At 67.1% G+C, this 17,051-nt stretch carries 13 protein-coding genes and 4 tRNA genes; 9 read left to right on the top strand and 8 right to left on the bottom strand.

Annotated features, from left to right (window positions below; all coding sequences use genetic code 11):
* Positions 1-371 precede the first annotated feature (371 nt).
* Both AB0I60_RS37120 and AB0I60_RS37115 read left to right on the top strand, forming a co-directional pair.
* Positions 372-5,765 (top strand): LamG-like jellyroll fold domain-containing protein, encoded by a 5,394-nt coding sequence (locus AB0I60_RS37120; RefSeq protein ID WP_360738863.1) that lies wholly within the window; start codon positions 372-374, stop codon positions 5,763-5,765.
* A gap of 1,407 nt (positions 5,766-7,172) precedes the next feature.
* Entirely contained in the window at positions 7,173-7,697 is a 525-nt protein-coding gene (locus AB0I60_RS37115) for a site-specific integrase (protein ID WP_360738860.1), read from the top strand.
* A 121-nt stretch (positions 7,698-7,818) separates the two neighbouring features.
* Here the strand turns inward: AB0I60_RS37115 and AB0I60_RS37110 are convergent.
* The 4 genes from AB0I60_RS37110 to AB0I60_RS37095 form a co-directional block, all read right to left on the bottom strand.
* Positions 7,819-7,890: transfer RNA gene (locus AB0I60_RS37110), tRNA-Val, on the bottom strand.
* Positions 7,891-7,938: 48 nt separating this feature from the next.
* Entirely contained in the window at positions 7,939-8,367 is a 429-nt protein-coding gene (locus tag AB0I60_RS37105; RefSeq protein ID WP_360738858.1) for a TIGR02611 family protein, read from the bottom strand.
* Between the two features lie 14 nt (positions 8,368-8,381).
* Positions 8,382-9,176, bottom strand: a complete 795-nt coding sequence (locus AB0I60_RS37100; RefSeq protein WP_360738855.1) for an anti-sigma factor — start codon at positions 9,174-9,176, stop codon at positions 8,382-8,384.
* On the bottom strand, positions 9,173-9,811 hold the full coding sequence (locus AB0I60_RS37095) for a sigma-70 family RNA polymerase sigma factor (RefSeq protein WP_360738853.1): 639 nt from the start codon (positions 9,809-9,811) through the stop codon (positions 9,173-9,175). The genes AB0I60_RS37100 and AB0I60_RS37095 overlap by 4 nt, the downstream gene beginning before the upstream one ends.
* A 244-nt stretch (positions 9,812-10,055) precedes the next feature.
* On the opposite strand from AB0I60_RS37095, the gene AB0I60_RS37090 reads away from it, so the two are divergent.
* The 4 genes from AB0I60_RS37090 (at position 10,056) to AB0I60_RS37075 (ending at position 10,903) form a co-directional block, all read left to right on the top strand.
* Positions 10,056-10,481, top strand: coding sequence for an SsgA family sporulation/cell division regulator (locus AB0I60_RS37090; protein WP_015100287.1), 426 nt, complete (start codon positions 10,056-10,058; stop codon positions 10,479-10,481).
* 143 nt (positions 10,482-10,624) lie between these two features.
* Positions 10,625-10,697: transfer RNA gene (locus tag AB0I60_RS37085), tRNA-Gly, on the top strand.
* A gap of 58 nt (positions 10,698-10,755) precedes the next feature.
* Positions 10,756-10,827 (top strand) — tRNA-Cys (locus AB0I60_RS37080).
* Between the two features lies 1 nt (position 10,828).
* Positions 10,829-10,903, top strand: a tRNA-Val gene (locus AB0I60_RS37075).
* A gap of 370 nt (positions 10,904-11,273) precedes the next feature.
* Here the strand turns inward: AB0I60_RS37075 and AB0I60_RS37070 are convergent.
* Entirely contained in the window at positions 11,274-12,308 is a 1,035-nt protein-coding gene (locus tag AB0I60_RS37070) for a hypothetical protein (protein WP_360738851.1), read from the bottom strand.
* Between the two features lie 46 nt (positions 12,309-12,354).
* On the bottom strand, positions 12,355-12,564 hold the full coding sequence (locus AB0I60_RS37065; protein WP_360738849.1) for a helix-turn-helix domain-containing protein: 210 nt from the start codon (positions 12,562-12,564) through the stop codon (positions 12,355-12,357).
* Positions 12,565-13,755: 1,191 nt separating this feature from the next.
* Between AB0I60_RS37065 and AB0I60_RS37060 the strand changes: the two genes are divergently transcribed.
* Together AB0I60_RS37060 and AB0I60_RS37055 are read left to right on the top strand one after the other, a co-directional pair.
* A complete protein-coding gene (locus AB0I60_RS37060; RefSeq protein ID WP_360738846.1) occupies positions 13,756-14,094 on the top strand; it encodes a DUF6247 family protein in 339 nt (112 codons plus the stop codon).
* A gap of 84 nt (positions 14,095-14,178) precedes the next feature.
* Positions 14,179-14,352, top strand: coding sequence for a hypothetical protein (locus tag AB0I60_RS37055; protein ID WP_360738843.1), 174 nt, complete (start codon positions 14,179-14,181; stop codon positions 14,350-14,352).
* 486 nt (positions 14,353-14,838) lie between these two features.
* Here AB0I60_RS37055 and AB0I60_RS37050 read toward each other — a convergent pair whose 3' ends face one another.
* Positions 14,839-15,690 (bottom strand): site-specific integrase, encoded by an 852-nt coding sequence (locus tag AB0I60_RS37050; RefSeq protein ID WP_360738841.1) that lies wholly within the window; start codon positions 15,688-15,690, stop codon positions 14,839-14,841.
* 229 nt (positions 15,691-15,919) lie between these two features.
* Positions 15,920-16,099, bottom strand: coding sequence for a hypothetical protein (locus tag AB0I60_RS37045; protein ID WP_360738838.1), 180 nt, complete (start codon positions 16,097-16,099; stop codon positions 15,920-15,922).
* Between the two features lie 6 nt (positions 16,100-16,105).
* On the opposite strand from AB0I60_RS37045, the gene AB0I60_RS37040 reads away from it, so the two are divergent.
* Positions 16,106-16,972 carry a DUF4158 domain-containing protein gene (locus AB0I60_RS37040; protein WP_360738836.1) on the top strand — a complete coding sequence of 289 codons (867 nt, stop codon included), beginning with the start codon at positions 16,106-16,108 and terminating at the stop codon, positions 16,970-16,972.
* The last annotated feature ends 79 nt before the right edge of the window (positions 16,973-17,051 follow it).

The raw sequence follows: 17,051 nt of genomic DNA, 5'->3' as shown, positions 1-17,051 counted from the left end.
CCGCGGCCACGACGGCGGCTAGGAGCGCGGACGTCGTCCGTCTGGGCCACCCCGCTCTGGGTGTTCTCTCCGCATTCGGGCGCGCGAAATCCCCACCGATCATGCCGTGATCCCCCTCGGACAGGACCGTGTCACCGGTCGCAGGCCAGCGAACAGTAAGCGATGAGCAAGAACCTTCGGAAGGGTGTTTCCCGAGCTGTGGCGAAGTTGATCCACTTCACGTCAGCGTTACATCAGAGATAATGACTTACATCACAGTTATTAGTCTTTTCGCAGGTAGACAGCACCGGTTACCGTCCGCTCCAGCCTGATCAGGCACCTAGTGGAACCGTCCGGGGGGACTCGTGCGTCCAAGACTTCTTCGATTCGCCATGCCCAGACGACCTCTGGCGTTCGCGGCGCTCACCGCTGCGGCCCTCGTGGTCCAGACTGCGGTCGGCTTCACTCCGATCGTCGCAGCCGTCCCTGAGCCGACCCCATCGTTGCCTGAAGCGCAGACCTTGGCGGAGAAGACCGCACTCACCGAGGCTCGACGCACCGGTCAACCCACGCCGGTGAACGACGCCCTCACCGAGAACAGCACGGTGCTGGCCAACCCGGACGGCACCTTCACGCTGCAGAGTCACGTGAGACCCGTGCGCTCCAAGAAGAACGGCACGTGGAGCGACATCGACACATCGCTCATTCCCGCCCCCGACGGGACTCTCGTCCCCAGCTCGGCAGCGGTCGACATGTCTTTCTCCAGCGGCGGTACGTCACCGTTGGTGACCATGCGCGACGGCGACAAGACCTTCACCCTGAGTTGGCCCACGCCATTGCCGACTCCGGTGGTCGACGGGTCCAGCGCCGTCTACCCAGAGGTCTTCCCCGGTGTCGACCTCCGACTCACTGCCACCGGTACCGGTTACTCCGAAGTGCTGGTGGTGAAGGACGGACAGGCCGCCGCCAACCCTGCACTCACGTCGTTCAAGCTCCACGCCGGCGCGACAGGCATGGACCTCACCACCAACGGTGACATCCTCAGCGCCACCGACTCTACAGGCAAGGTCGTATTCCAAGGCTCGACGCCGATCATGTGGGACTCCACAAAGGACGACAAACGCGGCCCCGACCCCACGGCCACCGATCCCGGCAGCGGCCGGGTGACCGCGCTGGACATGACGGCGCAGACCGTCGACGACGGCACGTCCACGACGTCCGAGTTGACCATCACACCCGACCCGGAAGCCCTGCGCGGCACGGACGTGCAGTACCCGGTCTACATCGACCCGTTGCTGTCACGCAGCCGCGATGCGTGGGCCGAGGTCACCAGCAGCGGCTGGAAGTACTGGAACGCCGACATGGACGCCCAGGTCGGCTACTGCGGCGGCTGGGCGGGGTGCGGCGGCTCCTGGGTCGCCAAGTCCTACTTCCGCTTCCCCACCGGCGAACTGCAGTACCGCAACGGCACCAAAGCCGTCGTCTTCGATGCCACCCTCCACGCGCTCCAAACACACGGCACTTCCTGTACCGCACACCCGGTCGCTGTGTACCAGAGCGACATGCTGGACGAGTCGATCCAATGGCCCGGACTTTCCGGCTTCGAGGTCGCCCGCTCGTCATCCGGTGCGGGTGACCAGTGCGGCGGCGCGGGCTGGGTGTCGTTCAACGTCCACTCCAGCTTCAACAACGTCGCCGACTGGAACTCGCCGTCCCTCACACTCGGCCTGATCTCGCCCGATGAGAGCGACCGGGACATGTGGAAGAAGTTCGCCAACAACCCGTACGTGCGCGTCACCTACGCCTTCCTCCCCAACAGCCCCACCGACCTGGCAGTCGGCAACGCGGTCACCTGCACCGGTCAGATCATCACCGGCGACACGAACCCAACGCTGTACGCGACGGCCACCGACAACAACGACGCCCCCCTCAACATCGCCCTCTACTACGAGGTGTGGAACAACGCCCAGAACCAGATGAAGGCAGCCAACAACGGCAACGTCGTCATCGCCTCCGGCAACCAGGGACAGTGGACCTCGAATGCCAACCTGGGCAACGGCGACTACAAACTGCGCGTCGCCGCGCTGAACCAGTTCCCCGGCGACCCGGGCAAAAACCTGTGGGCCAACGCCTGGTCGGCCTGGTTGCCGTTCACAACCCGAGGAAACCCGATCACCGCGACGCCGACCATCACGAGCAAGGACTACCCCGCCGACAGTTGGGGACGTCCGCAGGGTCTGCCGGGAACCTTCTCGTTCGACGCCAAGGGAGCCGCCAACATCGTCGGCTTCACCTACACGTTCACCGGCGCGGGCACCGAGCGAGTCCCCGGTACTGACGACTGCGACTACAACCAGACCTTCAGCACAACAGGTGGCTGGGTCGCCAACACCGGCGGCAAGGCGACCATCACCCTGCCCTCGACCATGTCACCGGGCTACCACACGCTTCACGTGCGCAGCTTCGACGACGCTCACAAGCTCTCGCCGGAATCCGCGGTCTACCGCTTCCACGTCGCGCCGACCTACGTCGCCCCGGCACCGACTGAGCGCACCGAAGTCGAAGCCTTGACCGGAACGGGCCTGTCCGCCGCGATCACCAATGACGCCGCGGCTTCCGGCGGCAAGTACGTGACGGTCACCTCGACCAGCAGCGGCGCGTTCATCAGATACCCCTTCACCGTCCCGGTGACGGGTGACTACAACGTCGACGTCGGCCTGGTCGACAGCGTCGCACTCCCCGACCTCGTCGGCTTCACCCTCGACGGGACCGTGGTCAGTGACGTCCATCAGGGCGGTACCAAACCGACGACCACCGTGCTGGACAAGCAGATCACTGGTGTCCGGCTCACTGCCGGACAGCACGAGCTCGGTGTCTCGGTCGTCAAGAAGCCCGACACCACCGCAACGCAGTTCCTCGCCGGCATCGACTACATCGACCTGTCCCCCACTGTGAAGCTCGACGCTGAAACGCTGCCGATATCCGCCGCAGACAAGCCGACCCTCTACTGGCCCGGCAACACCAGTGTCGACTGGAACAGCTCCGGTATCCGCCGGTTCGAGGCGGACAACACTGGTCAGTCCATCACCTTCACGTTCACCACGCCCGTCGAAGCCGACTACGCCATCGGTCTGGGCCTGGTCACCAACAACAACCGCGGGCGCTACACCGTCAAGGTCGACGACAGCATCGTCGGCAACACCGACAACCAGCCCATCGACGGATACGGCACCGCCATCGTCGTCAAGCACACAAACCTCGGCGGCGCGCACCTGACGGCAGGCGAGCACCAGATCACCTTCCGCTCGGTCGAGCCCAACCCCGCCTCCGTCGCACCGCGCCACCTGCTCGGCCTGGACTACCTGACCGTCCAGCCGATCAACAACGTCACCGCAGCCGGCTTCACCGACGCCATGAATAACAAGGGCATCGGCAACGACGGCACCACCGCCGGGGACATCGACTTTCAAGGTGACTCGCTGTCCGCCCAGACCCTCGCCGCGGCGGGCTTGGCCCCCGGCTCGACCATCGTCGTCAACGGCGCGGCGTTCACGCTGCCGACACCGAACACCGCCACCGGCAACGACAACGTCGTGGCCACCGGCCAGACCATTCCGTTCCCGGCGGCACAGCAGGTCAAGGCGAACGCCGTCGGCCTTCTCGTCCTGAGCACCTGCGGCACGACCGCGCCTCGCCCCGGCACCATCACCTACACCGACAACACCACGGAGAACGTGCGCTTCCCCGAAATCCGTGACTGGGTCTCGGTGCCACGCGACACCAGCGGAATCGTCCTGCCCTACCGCAACGCCGGACTCCTCCAGCAGCGCCAGTACCAACCCGTGATCACCCCGGTGTTCATCGCCGCCAACCCGACCAAGACGATCAAGTCGATCACCCTGCCCAACTACGGCACCGCGTTCCTGCGCGGCACTTGCGCCCCCGCCGCCGGACTCCACGTCCTGGCCATGGCACCACGCACCGGCGACGCCGGCTGGGTCGGCACCTGGTCCGCCCCCGCAGACGCCGCCGTGGCCCCCCCGGGCGGTCACGGCTTCGCGGACAAGACCCTGCGCACCGTCCTGCACCCGTCCGTCACCGGCGGCCAGGTCCGGGTCAAGCTCTCCAACGCGCTCAACCCCGCCCCCGTCACCATCGACGCGGCCACGATCGCCGCCCAGACCGGCACCGACTCTGCGACCGCGACTCAGACGACACTGCGATTCAACGGCAACACCTCGATCACCCTCCCGGCCGGAGGGGAGATCCACAGCGACCCGGTCGCCTACCCCACCGGCGGAAACGGAAACCTGACCGTCAGCCTCCACCTGCCCACCGCGACCGCCCTCGCACCCACACACGGCAGCGCCACCGCACCGACGTTCCTGGCCAACGGCAACACCGTCACCAACACCAACGGCTCCCCGTTCACCACCACCCTGACCGGCAGCCACTTCGTCACCGGCGTCGAAGTGTCCACACCGGACACCAGCCACGGCACCGTCGTCGTCCTCGGCGACCACCTCACCGCCACCGCACCCCCCGGCAGCGCCCAACGCAACACCTGGGTCGACGAACTGCCCGCCAAACTCGCCGCCGCCGGCGGCAGCATCCCCGGCGGCCTGGTCAACGCCAGCCGCGCCGGCATCCCCGACACCGCCCGCTGGCGCATGACCGACGGCACCGGCACCACCGCCCACGACTTCGCCGGCACCAACAACGCCACCGCCCAGGGCGGCGTCACCTGGAGCACCGACCACAACGGCTCAGCCGTCCTCAACGGCACCAACGGCCACTTCACCGCCACCAAACCCATCGACACCAGCAAGAGCTTCACCGTCAGCGCCTGGACCAAACTCCAGTCCGACACCGCCTGGCAGACACTCCTGGGCCAGGACGGCAGCACCTACAGCTCCTTCTACCTCCAGTACTCCCCCGCCCACCGACGCTGGTCGTTCTCCGTCATCCCCTTCGACGAGCAACCCGACCGCGGCAGCCGAATCCTGTCCCGCACCGAACCCGCCCTCAACACCTGGACCCACCTGACCGCCACCTACAACGCCCAAACCGGAACGATCGCCCTCTACGTCAACGGCGAGCACCAGGAAAGCCTCTCCGGCGTCACCCTCTTCGCCGCCAACGGCCCCTTCACCGTCGGCCGCGCCAAATACGCCGGAAACCCCACCGACTACTACAACGGCTCGGTCGCCGACGTCCGCGCCCACCAACGCGTCCTCAGCGCAGGCGACATCCAACTGACCCACAACCAGAAGACCTTCGGCCCCTACCCCGACACCGCCGCGCTCACCACCGCCAACGCCACCACCGACCTCCACCGCACCGCACTGAGCTCCCCCAACCTCCGCTCACTGCTCATCGCCCTGGGCGCGACCGACATCCTCACCGGAACAAGCGCCACCGACATCGGCACCAACATCACCCACCTGATACACCGCAACAGCCCCACCGGCCTCAAAAACCACATCCGCCCCGACGGCACACAGGTCCACGTCATCCTCACCACCGTGCCCCCGCTCGGACTGGACGCGAACGACCCCCGCGAGACCGAGCGACGCAACCTCAACAACGCCCTGCTCGCCGACCCCGCCAGCTTCGGTGCCGACTACGTCGTCGACTACGACGCCGCCGTCCGCGACACCACCAACCCCAACCAACTCGCGCCCCAGTACCTCACCAACGGCCAACCCAACACCGCCTACCACAACCAAATCGCTCAATACCTCACCGACGCCATCAACGACTTCCCACCCCGAGCCGAACTCTAGAAATCGACGCTCCACGGGAGCGAAGAATGAGAGTGCCCCTGTGCCGTAATAGCACGGGGGCACTCTCGTTTCCGGGCGAACGTCCAATCGGGCGTGACCAGGACGCTGGCCGGTCCACGCAGCTCGGCAAAGTGCTGCCGGACTACACCTGTACCTGCCGAGAACTCCATCCATCCAGGTAGAGGGCGTGCAAGGCCCAAGAGCTCGAGACGCTGACGGGGACGGCTGCCATCCGCAGTGCCGTCGGCTGACGCGGCATGATGACCGGCTGTGCTGCTCCGACTGGCCTACCTCGGCGTGACCAACGCCTTCGCGTTGTTGCGCCTGCTGCCCATGAGCGACCGGGACAAGGACACGGAAATCCTGGCGCTGCGCCACCAGATCATGGTCCTGCAACGCCAACTCGGAGACGCCCGCCCACGGTTCTCCCCCGCCGACCGGGCCTTCCTCGCCGCCCTGCTGCACCGACTCCCGGCGAAAGCGCTCCGTCGACTCCGACTACTGGTACGCCCGGAGACAGTCCTGCGCCGGCACCGAGACCTCCTCGCCCATCTCCACGCAGCCAGATCCCGCCCAAACGGCCCGGCCGACCACGAACCATCCACTCCATCCGACTCCTGGTACTGCGCCTGGCACAGGAGAACCCCGCCTGGGGCTACCGCCGCATCCACGGCGAACTCCTCGTCCTCGGCATCAAGACCGCCGCCTCCACCGTCTGGCAAATCCTCAAAGACGCCGGGATCGAACCGGCACCCGAACGCACCACGACCACCTGGTCGGCCTTCCTGCGCTCGCAGGCCAAGGCGCTCCTGGCCTGCGACTTCTTCGAGACCCACACGTCGAACGGAACCCGCCTGTACGTACTCGCGATTATCGAGCACGCCAACCGCCGGATCCGCGTCCTCGGCGCCACCGCATACCCGACCGCCTCCTGGGTCACCCAAGCCGCCAGGAACCTCGCCATGGATCTCGAAGACGCAGGCCGACACGCGCGCTTCCTGATCCGCGACCGGGACGGCAAGTTCCCGGCCCTGTTCGACGCCGTCCTCGCCGACGCCGGCATCCAGGTCGTCCTCAGCGGAGTCCGAATCCCGCGCATGAACGCGATCATGGAACGCTGGATTCACAGCTGCCGCCGTGAGCTCCTCGACCGAACACTGATCTGGAACCAGCAGCATCTGCTCCACGCGCTACGCGAGTACGAGCACTTCTACAACACCCACCGACCCACCAAGGAATCGACAACGCCCGACCACTACAACCACTGCCACAGCCAGCCCCCGATCAGGCACCCCTCACCCACCTCCACATCCGCAGACGGCAACGACTGGGCGGCATCCTCAACAAGTACCACCACGCCGCCTGACCAGCACGGACAACATTTTCGGCAAGCACAGCGTCATCCGGGTGGTGCGCACCATCACCGAGGTCGGCGGGCACACCGCGCACAAGCCGTTCCCGAAGTCGCAGGCCGGACGCCGGGAGATCCCGCTCCCGGCCTGGCTGGTGCCGATCCTGCGCGACCACATCGCCCAGTACCCGCCCAACGTGGACGGCCTGATCTTCACCAACGAAGCGGGCAAGCCGCTGCGACGGACCCTGTTCCGGACACGGGTGTGGAGACCGTCCCTGGTTCGGGCCGGTCTGCTGGGTGAAGTGCGGTCCGGGGACGACTGGTTCGAGGGCCGCTGGACCGATGACCCTGGCACCCGGCACAGCCAGCGCTTCGACACCCACCGCCAAGCGGTCGCGCACATCGCCAAGCACGCGGCGGACGGCATGACCTTCCACGACCTGCGCCACTCGTACGCGACGTGGCTCGTGGACGACGGTGTGCCGGTGAACATGGCGCAGCGCGTCCTCGGGCACGAACCGCGGCGACGACGCTCCAGCTCTACACCCGCCGCACGATCGATCACGACCGCATCCTGAGGGCGCTGGACGATGACGACCAGGACGGTGACGACTCGTGACAAGCCGTTCGCTGACTATTCGCTGACAAATAAAAGATCAGGCCCCGTCCAAATCCTATTTGGACGGGGCCTGACCTTCGTGGGCGATACAGGGATCGAACCTGTGACCTCTTCGGTGTGAACGAAGCGCTCTCCCGCTGAGCTAATCGCCCGTATTCGTTTGTTCCCCCGCTCTCGCGGTGTGCCCATACCCTACAACATCATCCCTTGGATCCAAAAATCGGGCTCCCCAGCCACGGCCAGTCGAGTCCGAACCAGCCTCCGACCAGCGAGAACGCCCCGAGCAGCCAGCAGGTCACGGCGACCACCAGGGCGGTGGCGGACAGGACCATGGCCTTCACGAACAGGTTCTGGCGCTTGAGCCACTCGACCCACGCGTCGTAGTACCGCTTCGCGAAGCGCAGCACCCGGCCCGCCCACTCGAACTCCGTGGCCAGGATCGCCAGGCCGGCGAAGACCACGAGCCAGCCGGGGCCCGGGTAGGGGATCATCAGGATGCCGCCGAGCAGCACCAGGCCGCCCACCACGCCCACGCCGATGCGGTAGGTCAGGTTCAGCGCGGGGTTGCGGCGGAACCGGTGGCGTTTGCCGCTCTGGTCGGTCTGCTCGTCGCGCTGCTCGGTGGTCATGCGCACATCATCGCTCACGCCTCGCCCACCTGACCCGAGGCCAGCACGGCCGACGGCTTCTCCGGCATGGCCTCGCCCTCCTCCAGGGAGATGGCGAACAGCTTGTGCTGGTGCGACGCACTCGACCACGCCAGGAACTGCACGACCGAGTCCGACTTCACGGTGAACGCCGCCAACGGCACGGCGTCCGGCGTGCTCTGGCCCCACACCACGTACTTCTGGCCGGTCGTGTTCGCGGCGAGCTTGACCTCCATCACGGCCGCCTGGTCGTCGCCCGACAGGACCACCGCGATCGGTTCACCCGTCTTGGAGCGCAGCACTGCACGGTTGGTCTCCGGGTTCGCCGCCAGTTCCAGCGCCTTGTTCAGCTCACGGTTGCGCTCGTCCTGCGCCGTCACCTGGTCGTCCAGCTGGTTCATCCGCATCCCCGCCACGCCGATCGAACCCAGCGCGACGACCACGGCCGCCGCGACGAGCAGCCTGCGGCCGACGCCGTTCCTGCGCCGTTCGGCGAGCAGGACCGGTGCGGGCGCCGCCGCCGGGCGGCTCGGGTGCGCGATTTCCTGGGGGGTGCGGTCGACCGCCGCCATCAGGCGCGACCTCAGGCGGGCCGGTGGTTCGTACTGCCGCACCGAACCGCCGAGCGCGGCGGTCACCTCTTCGGTGGCCCGAACCGCCTCGCGGCACCGCGCGCAGACCGGCAGGTGGGCGCGCAGCCGCGCCTCCTCGTCCGGTTCGAGCGAGTGCATCGCCCAACCGACCGCGAGCTCCTCCTGAGGGCACCACTCGTCCCTCCGCTCCCCGGTCACCGGTGTGCTCCTGTCGTCTCGCCGCCGGTCTCGCCGGCCCAGACCGTCCGCAGCGACGTCCGCAGCCTGCGGATCGCGGCGAACGTGCGCGACTTGACCGTGCCCAGCGGGATGCCGGTCAGCGCCGCGACTTCTATCTGCGTGTAACCGCCCAGGTAGGCCAAGGCGATCACCTGCCGCTGGTCCTCGGGCAGGCGCTTGAGCGCCTCCCGCACCTCCGCGCCGACCACGCCGGTCAGCGCCGCGTGGTCGGCACCGTCCGCAGGTGGCACGGCGCGCTCGGACACCTCGTCGGTCAACGGCACGTTCCGCCGCCGCTGGGTGTTCTCCCGGCGGACCGCGTCGACCGCGCGGTGGTGCACGACGGTCATCAGCCACGTCCCGAAGCCGCCCCGGGTCCGGTCGTACCCTGCGGGGTTGCGCCACAGCGCGAGGAACGCCTCCTGGACGACGTCCTCCGCCAGGCCCGGGTCGACGCAGATCCGCCGCGCGAGCGAGTACGCCGGGCGGGCGTAGCGGTCGTACAGCTCACCGAACGCACCCCGGTCACCTGCGGAGACCCGCTCGACCAGGGACGCGTCGGAAGATCGCCCGTCAGGTTCGCGTCTGGGCGTCGGAGCGGGTGAGTCAGCCACCAGAGATGTCCTCACGTCCAACATTCGCGCAACAGCCGGTACCGGGTTCAGGTTAAACCCAGCAAGATGTGGGGCGGCACGGGTTGGGTGGACACGGAACGCAGCGATATGGTAGCCCAGAGGAGTCTCATGGACCCGAACGGGTGACAAATGCCTCGATGTCGAGCGTTCCTCGCCACATATACGTCACAAGTGGAGAGCTCGGTCGTTTCCTGGACCGGGAAGGGAGAAGAGGGTAACGACGATGCGCAATGACCACGTGACGCTCCGCTCAACAGCGGTCTTCGACCTGCTGGCACCGAGGACACCGGCGGTGCCGGTGCAGGTGGAGCTTCGGTATGACACGAAAGATCCCTACGCAGTGGTGGCCGCGTTCCGCACGGGGCGTGCCGGCTGGGTCGAGTGGGTGTACGCCCGCGACCTCCTCGCCGACGGCCTAATCGCCGACGCGGGTGACGGCGACGTCCGGATCCGCCCGGCCGCCGACGACCCCGAGGTCGTCGTGATCGAGCTGAGCTCACCGTCCGGCCACGCCATGTTCGAGGCGTCCGCCCAGGAGCTGGCCGACTTCCTGGACCGCACCTACGACGTCGTGGTGCCCGGCAACGAGCACCTGTGGGTCGACGTGGACGAGGCCCTGACCCACCTGATCTCCAACGACCTGACCTGAAACCGCTGGTAGCGGCCCTGTGAAGGGTCAAGGGGACCCCCGATTTGATCGAACGGCGGGGCATGTAATAAAGTTCCTCTCGCACCGGGGAAGACGGAACGGAAAGCCCCAAAGGGCTGGAAGTCCGGAAAACCACGGAGTATGCGGATGTAGCGCAGTTGGTAGCGCATCACCTTGCCAAGGTGAGGGTCGCGAGTTCGAGTCTCGTCATCCGCTCGGCAGAGGGCCCCTTGGGCTCAGGCCAGAACTTCCTGGTGTAGTGTGCAGGAATCATGGCGGAGTGGCCGAGTGGCTTAGGCAAGGGCCTGCAAAGCCCTGTACACGGGTTCGATTCCCGTCTCCGCCTCGGACGATTAGCTCAGCGGGAGAGCACTACCTTGACACGGTAGGGGTCACAGGTTCAATCCCTGTATCGTCCACCACCGAAGTACGCAGTTCAGAAGCCCGGTCCTCGATCTTGAGGCCGGGCTTCTTGCGCGTGGTGCAAGATCAATGGAGACGATCCGGAGACGACCGGCCTCGACGGTAGTGCTCGCGCCCCCTCCACCACCGACCTCAGGTGGGGGAACCATCCGATGATTCGGGCCAACTCGTCATCGTGGAGCGCTAGGAGCGACGTCAGCCACCGACCTTCCCACGACTCGCGGATCTGCTCCAGCATGATGCTCGTCACATGGCCGTAGACCCTGGCGACCCCTCTCATTTTGTGCCCGAGCCTGGCGCGGCGAGCCACTTCGGGGATCCCGTCCTCCACCATCCAGGTGGAGTAGCTGTGCCGCCCCTCGTGGAAGGTCAACCACGGCAGGATCGCCGACGTGTGATCGACAGCGCTGGGACGCTCGGGGTTGCGACCGTCCCACGCCGGCCGCCAGAACCGCTGCCGGAAGTTCGCCCTTCGCAGCAGGGTGCCTCCGGCGACGTGAACACGAACGAACCCCGACTGCGGTCCAGCAGCGTCTCGTAGATCACAGCGATTCCCGACGGCACCTGGATCCACCGCGTTCCCGCCGGGGTCTTGGTCCGCCCCCGTTTGCCCCTGACTCGGCGAGGTGTGACCGTCAACACTTCCGGCACGCGGCTCGACGCTTCCCGGGAGACTTCGACTCCGGCCTTCAACAGCTTCCCGTTGATCTCCTTGAGCGGGAACCTGATCCCGATGGCGCGGTTGACCTCGTCGTACTCGTGACGTTCCTGGCCTACCAACTCGCCCCACCGACCTCCCGAGTAGAAGTCGAGCAGGCAGAGCGTGAAGCCGGCCAGCCCCATCTCCGACTCGTGGAGCCGCATCGCGGCGCGCAACGCCTGCACCGGCGAGGCGACCAGGCGCTCGTTCTCGAACTCGCCACCGGTCACCCGGATCCCGTAGCAGGGATTCGCTGGGATCACCCTCGCCCGTACTCCCGCGTTGAGGATCGTCGAGAAGGTCGCGAAGATCGAGGCCACCGACGTGTCGGCGTACTCGTCGTGGAGTTTGGACAGCCACGCCTCGATCTCGACGTAGCTGTTGAAGATTCCGATCATCGGCCACGCCCGCCACTGCGGCATCAAATGGATATCGATGTACGACCGGTACTTCACCCTCGTCGTGATCTCCAGCCTTGGCGACACCGCCTCGAACCACTCCTCGGCGAACTCCCCGAACGGTGTCTCGGCATCGCGCGGATCGATCCACATGTTCCTGCGGATCAGGGCCTCCTGCTCCAGGCCCCAGTTCTTCGCAGCCGTGTCCGAGGAGAAGCCGCTTGCACGCCCCCACGTCCCATCAGGCCGTTTGTATCGGACCCGCCAGCCTCGTGGTCCGTCGTTTTCTTGTTCCGTATACGCCACCTGGCGTCCCTTCCGATCGGACAGGCGAGCGTTCTGACCATCGGGATCACGCGATGTTCAGGCGCCCATGCTGTGGCTTGCCCACGTGCTCGGTGTGCCGCAGGATCGCGCCGATGTCACTGCGGGAGAACCGGTAGTGCTTCCCGAACCGGTGATGCGGCAACACCCCGGCGGCAGCCTGGTCCTTCAACGTCCGCGGCGAGAGCTGGAGCAACTCCCCCACCTGCTCAGCGGTGAGCAACGCGTCCGGATCCACTGGAACCCGCTCCCCAACGCTCGCGCGGCCAGCGCGAGCGCCCGCAGACACTCCACGACCTCGTCCGCCAGGACGACACCCACCACGACCGGTTCGGCTTCCACGTCTACCGCCGCTCCGCCGACACGGCGACCCCGGTCACAACCGAGGTCGCCGTAAGAGGGTAACGCCCGCTACTCCAAACAGGCGTCCACCAGACCTTCATCGACCCGGTCGCGCTCCACGAGGCTCGCCGGTCGCGGATCACCGCCAGTACCGATCTCCAACTGGACGGCCTGACATCAGACACAGGTCCGGTCGCCCCACACCTCAGCACCGCTCGCTGGCTCGGTTCCACACGTCGCTTGCCCATGAGGCCACCTCGAACTCGCCGTTCCGTTCACCCGAGTCTGACCCGGCCGGATCGCAACTCACGTGAACGGAACGCGAGAACCTGGCTCCAACACCACCACACGGAAGTTACGTCGGAATCACTCCGGCGAATCGATCCCTTCAGGGGTGATCAAGCGGCGCGATCGCGGATTCGGCTACTCGGTCGGCAGTCACTGCCGACCGAGCATTCGCCACGCCGTGATAGCCCTAGATTTTGTCAACACTGAAGCTATCGAGAAAATCATTGGATGCAATGAGGCTTCGTGCCTCGACGAGGAAGTACCGACATAGCTCGCCTTCCGCGAAAGAACTCCGACCAGTTGCTACAGGGTGTGGGTGCAGAGTGGACGTGTCCGAGGCCCGAGGCGCCCATTGGACACACGCCCTCTACCAGCAGGTTTGCTTCGATCTGGCGACATAGTGGGTAACGCAGCCCTGGCCAAGTAAGAGTCCGAGTCCAGACGGGCGAGTCTGCGGCGCGACCGCAGCCAGCCGAGGGACATGTCCATCACACCGGGTGCGCCAGGCCCAGCCATGCAGCCACCGCCGTGACCTGCAGAGACGGTGCCGGTGACCCTTTGACTGCGACTGTCGACATTTACTTCGAGGTGGTTTACTTTAGTTTGCACTGAAACTATACAGCTTGCAGAGTACGGATGTGGTGCCATCGCTGCAGGGCCAGTTGCATTTGATCTCGGTAGGGGTCGTGCACCCGACTTCTCGTCCTCGGCGAGGCGCGTAGCGGCCCGTTCGCGAGCGGGGCACACCCGCGGGGCACCGTAGCGGGATTCGGGCGCTTTCACACGCTAAGTTGAAGTCATGGCGCCTCCGGCTCTTCCACAGCCTGCCGGCGGGGATCCCGCGGCTCCCGCTGCGGACCCGGTGGCGATCCGGGTGTGTCTGACACCGATGCTGACCGCCGAGTTCGACCACGAGTGGGACCTCGCCCTGGACGAAGCGAAACGGTCAAAGGACCTCGCCCCAGTGCGGGAGCTGTTGGGCAAGTGGCGGCACATCGCATACCGCGAACTGCGCGACCCGGGCTCTCACTACCGGATGCTGGCCAAGGCCGAGCAGATCCAACGCCGAGGTACCAACCCTTCGGCGGTGACGCTGGAGGAGATGAAGGCCCTCCTGCGCGGACGGCACGCCGAGTAGCCCTCGTACCGGATCGTCCCGGACGCCGAGACCCTCGACCAGGTCGCCGCGCTCCCCCACCACGCACTCGCTTCCTACGCCGAAGTGCTCGCCGTCCTGGAACTGGAGCCCTGGAACAGGCGACCACAACACCGGGACAACCCCGACGCCGCAGTCCGCTACTGGTATTTCGGCCCGGACGATGCCGGCCAGGTCGTGTACCTGATCCTCGACGACCAACGTGAGGTACACCTGCTGCTCGTTCAGTGGCTGGGCTGACCCACCCCTCGCGAAGGCGACGGACAAAGCGACCTCGCCGCTCGCCCCTCGCCCATGACCGCGACCGGCACGGGGTCGGGCTGAATCGTCCATCTCGATGCCTCCTGCACAAACAAGACAGTCTTGACCAACCTCGCGCCTGACCGTGTTCCACCTGGATCGGCACCACTGCGCACCTCCGCCTCACGTCAACGTCCTCCGCGGGGGACCGGGCAAGCCAGCCGGAAGCCAGTGGGATCGTGTCGTCGAGCAGGGCGGCGACGGCCGCCGCCGAACGGATCTGCAGCACGCCGGCGGACGGGATCGCGATGAGGAGTACGTGGTCGCCTGTGTGGATTCCCAGCATGGCGCGAAGCCCTGCGGGCAGGAACGCCTGACCTCGTGAGTCGATCCGGTGTGGACCGTCAGGTGTCCGACGGACGACCACTCCGCCCTGATTCAGGCTTGCGGTCGTGGCGTCCTGTGGTTTCCAGTCGAGTGCGCGGGTCAGTCGACGGGCCGGGGATCCTTCCTGAGTGGTCGATCGCCGCAGTGTCCACGAGGAAAGATTCCGGCCCGGTGTGTTCTGGCGGTGCCGTGGGCAGTGGCGCGGGCGGGACGGGCCGTGGCGGCTCGGGGTGCGGTGGGATGAACAGCGGGACCTGCGGCTCGTTCATGGCCGGCTGCCGGACAGGTGGGGGAACTCTCCCGGGGTGCCGGTCCAACCGCTCGGGTGTAGACCGTGGTGACGTCGTCGTGGTGGCTGGTGTGGCCTGCGTAGGCGTGGGCCACGGAGTGTCCGAAGTGGCGTTCGACCCAGGTGAGCGTGGTGTGGCGCTGCCAGTGGGTGGAGATGTTGCGTGCGGTGATCCAGGGCAGTTGGCGTCCCAGGCGCACCCAGAGGTGGTCGTGGTGGCGACTGGTGATCGGCGTGCCGCCGGTCGTGCGCAGCAGCGGTGCCGGCGACGGGGTGCCGGTGCCCCGGTGGGCGCGGTGGGCCAGGAGCGCGGCGACGAGGGTGGGGCTGGCCGGTTGCCAGCGGATGGTCGCGTCCTTCTCCCGCAGGCGCAGCAGGCACCAGGTGGTGTCGACGTCCTCTTCGCGCAGCGCCAGCGCGCCGCCGCGGCGGCAGGCGGTCTCCAGGTGCAGCCGGATCAGCAGGGAGTCCAGCGGGGCGTCGCGCCCGCCCAGGGCGACCGCGGTGTTCAGGGCGGTCACCTCGGGGACGCTCAGGGCGTGGCGGCTGGTCGGGCGGCGTCGTGGCTTGGGGACACGGGCGGCCGGGTTGTGGCCGACCGGGAGGAGTTGGTCGTTGACGGCGTGGGTGTAGACGGCGCGCATCGCGGCCAGGAGGTGCACGGCGGTCGAATGGCCGCCCCGGTCGCTAATGACGTGTCGTCCTTGTCCGCAGAGCGACCGTCGCGCGAGGTGACCAGCAGGTCGTTGCGCGGGTCTGCCGGGTCGGACGCGTTGAGGTAGTAGCCGTAGTAGGACGTGTGACATTGCGTGCGGGCACGACACGTCGACTGCGACACCATGTTGCCGCGCGCGTCGTGCCCGGTCACGATCGAATGCCCGTTGGCATCGGTCACCTCGCCAGGAATCCCCTGGTGTCGTACCGGAAGTACCGCAGGTCGCCGTTGGCGTCGGACTTGTGGATCAGCCGGTCGCCGCGCTCGTGGTCGAATCCGTGGACCATGGCCTTGCCCGCGGGGTCGGTCACCTTCACCTGGTGGGCGTCGGCGCGACCGGCGCGGTAGGTGTCCATGAGGAGATGGGGCGGCTGCGGTCGTGGCCGCAGGAGTTGGGGCGTGACGAGCTGATCCGGTTCTTCACGTTGGGTTCGGACGATGTGGCGTGGGTCGACGCGACGACGCGGGGTGCGGGGAACCGGTTGGGGTTGGCGGTGCAGTTGTGCGCGTTGCCGTGGTTGGGGTTCGTGCCCGACGACGTCGCCGCGGTGCCGGCTGCGGCGGTGAGCCGGGTGGCGGTGCGGTTGGGGTGGCGTGCGGCGAAGGCCGGGGAGTGGAAGGACCTGGAGGAGTTCCTGCTGGCCCGTGCGTTGGAGCACGACGCGCCGAGTGTGTTGTTCCGGTTGGCGTGCGAGTACTTGCACAGTGCGCAGATCGTGCGGCCGGGTGTGGTGCCGCTGCTGCGTGCGGTGGCCGGCGCCCGCGAACGCGCCGTCGCCGAGACCCACCTGCGCCTGTCGCCGCTGTTGGGCGCCTCGCGGCAGACCGAGCTGGACGGGTTGTTGGCGGTGGGGCCGCAGCTGTCGATCTCCCGCTTGGCGTGGTTGCACCGGGGGTGCGACGACGGCGTCGCCGATGGCGATCCGGGCGGAGTTGGACAAGCTGCGGTTCCTGCGCGAGTTGGACGCGCACGCGCTGGACCTGTCGGTGCTGCCCGACGCGCGGCGCCGGTTGTTGGCGGGGTGGACACGGCGCTGATCCGGTCGCAGTGGGACGAGATGCTGCGCCTGGCCGCGTCGCTGAAGTACGGCCACGCCACCGCCTCCCTGGTGGTGGGCAAGCTGCACGCCGCCTCGCGGCGCTCCGCGCTCGCGCAGGCGCTGGTCGAGTTCGGCGGGCTCCAGCGCACCCTCTACGTATTGGTTACGTGGAATCCGCGAGCGAGGTGATCATCTCTCGGCGGGCGACCACGAACCGGGGAGACACATCGGGCAACGAAAACGGCGTGACACCGGCGAATCGTCTGTG

The sequence above is a fragment of the Actinosynnema sp. NPDC050436 genome, from assembly GCF_040655415.1.
Lineage (GTDB): Bacteria > Actinomycetota > Actinomycetes > Mycobacteriales > Pseudonocardiaceae > Actinosynnema.
Note: the sequence above shows the minus strand (reverse complement) of the source record. Positions and strands in the feature narration are given on the sequence as shown.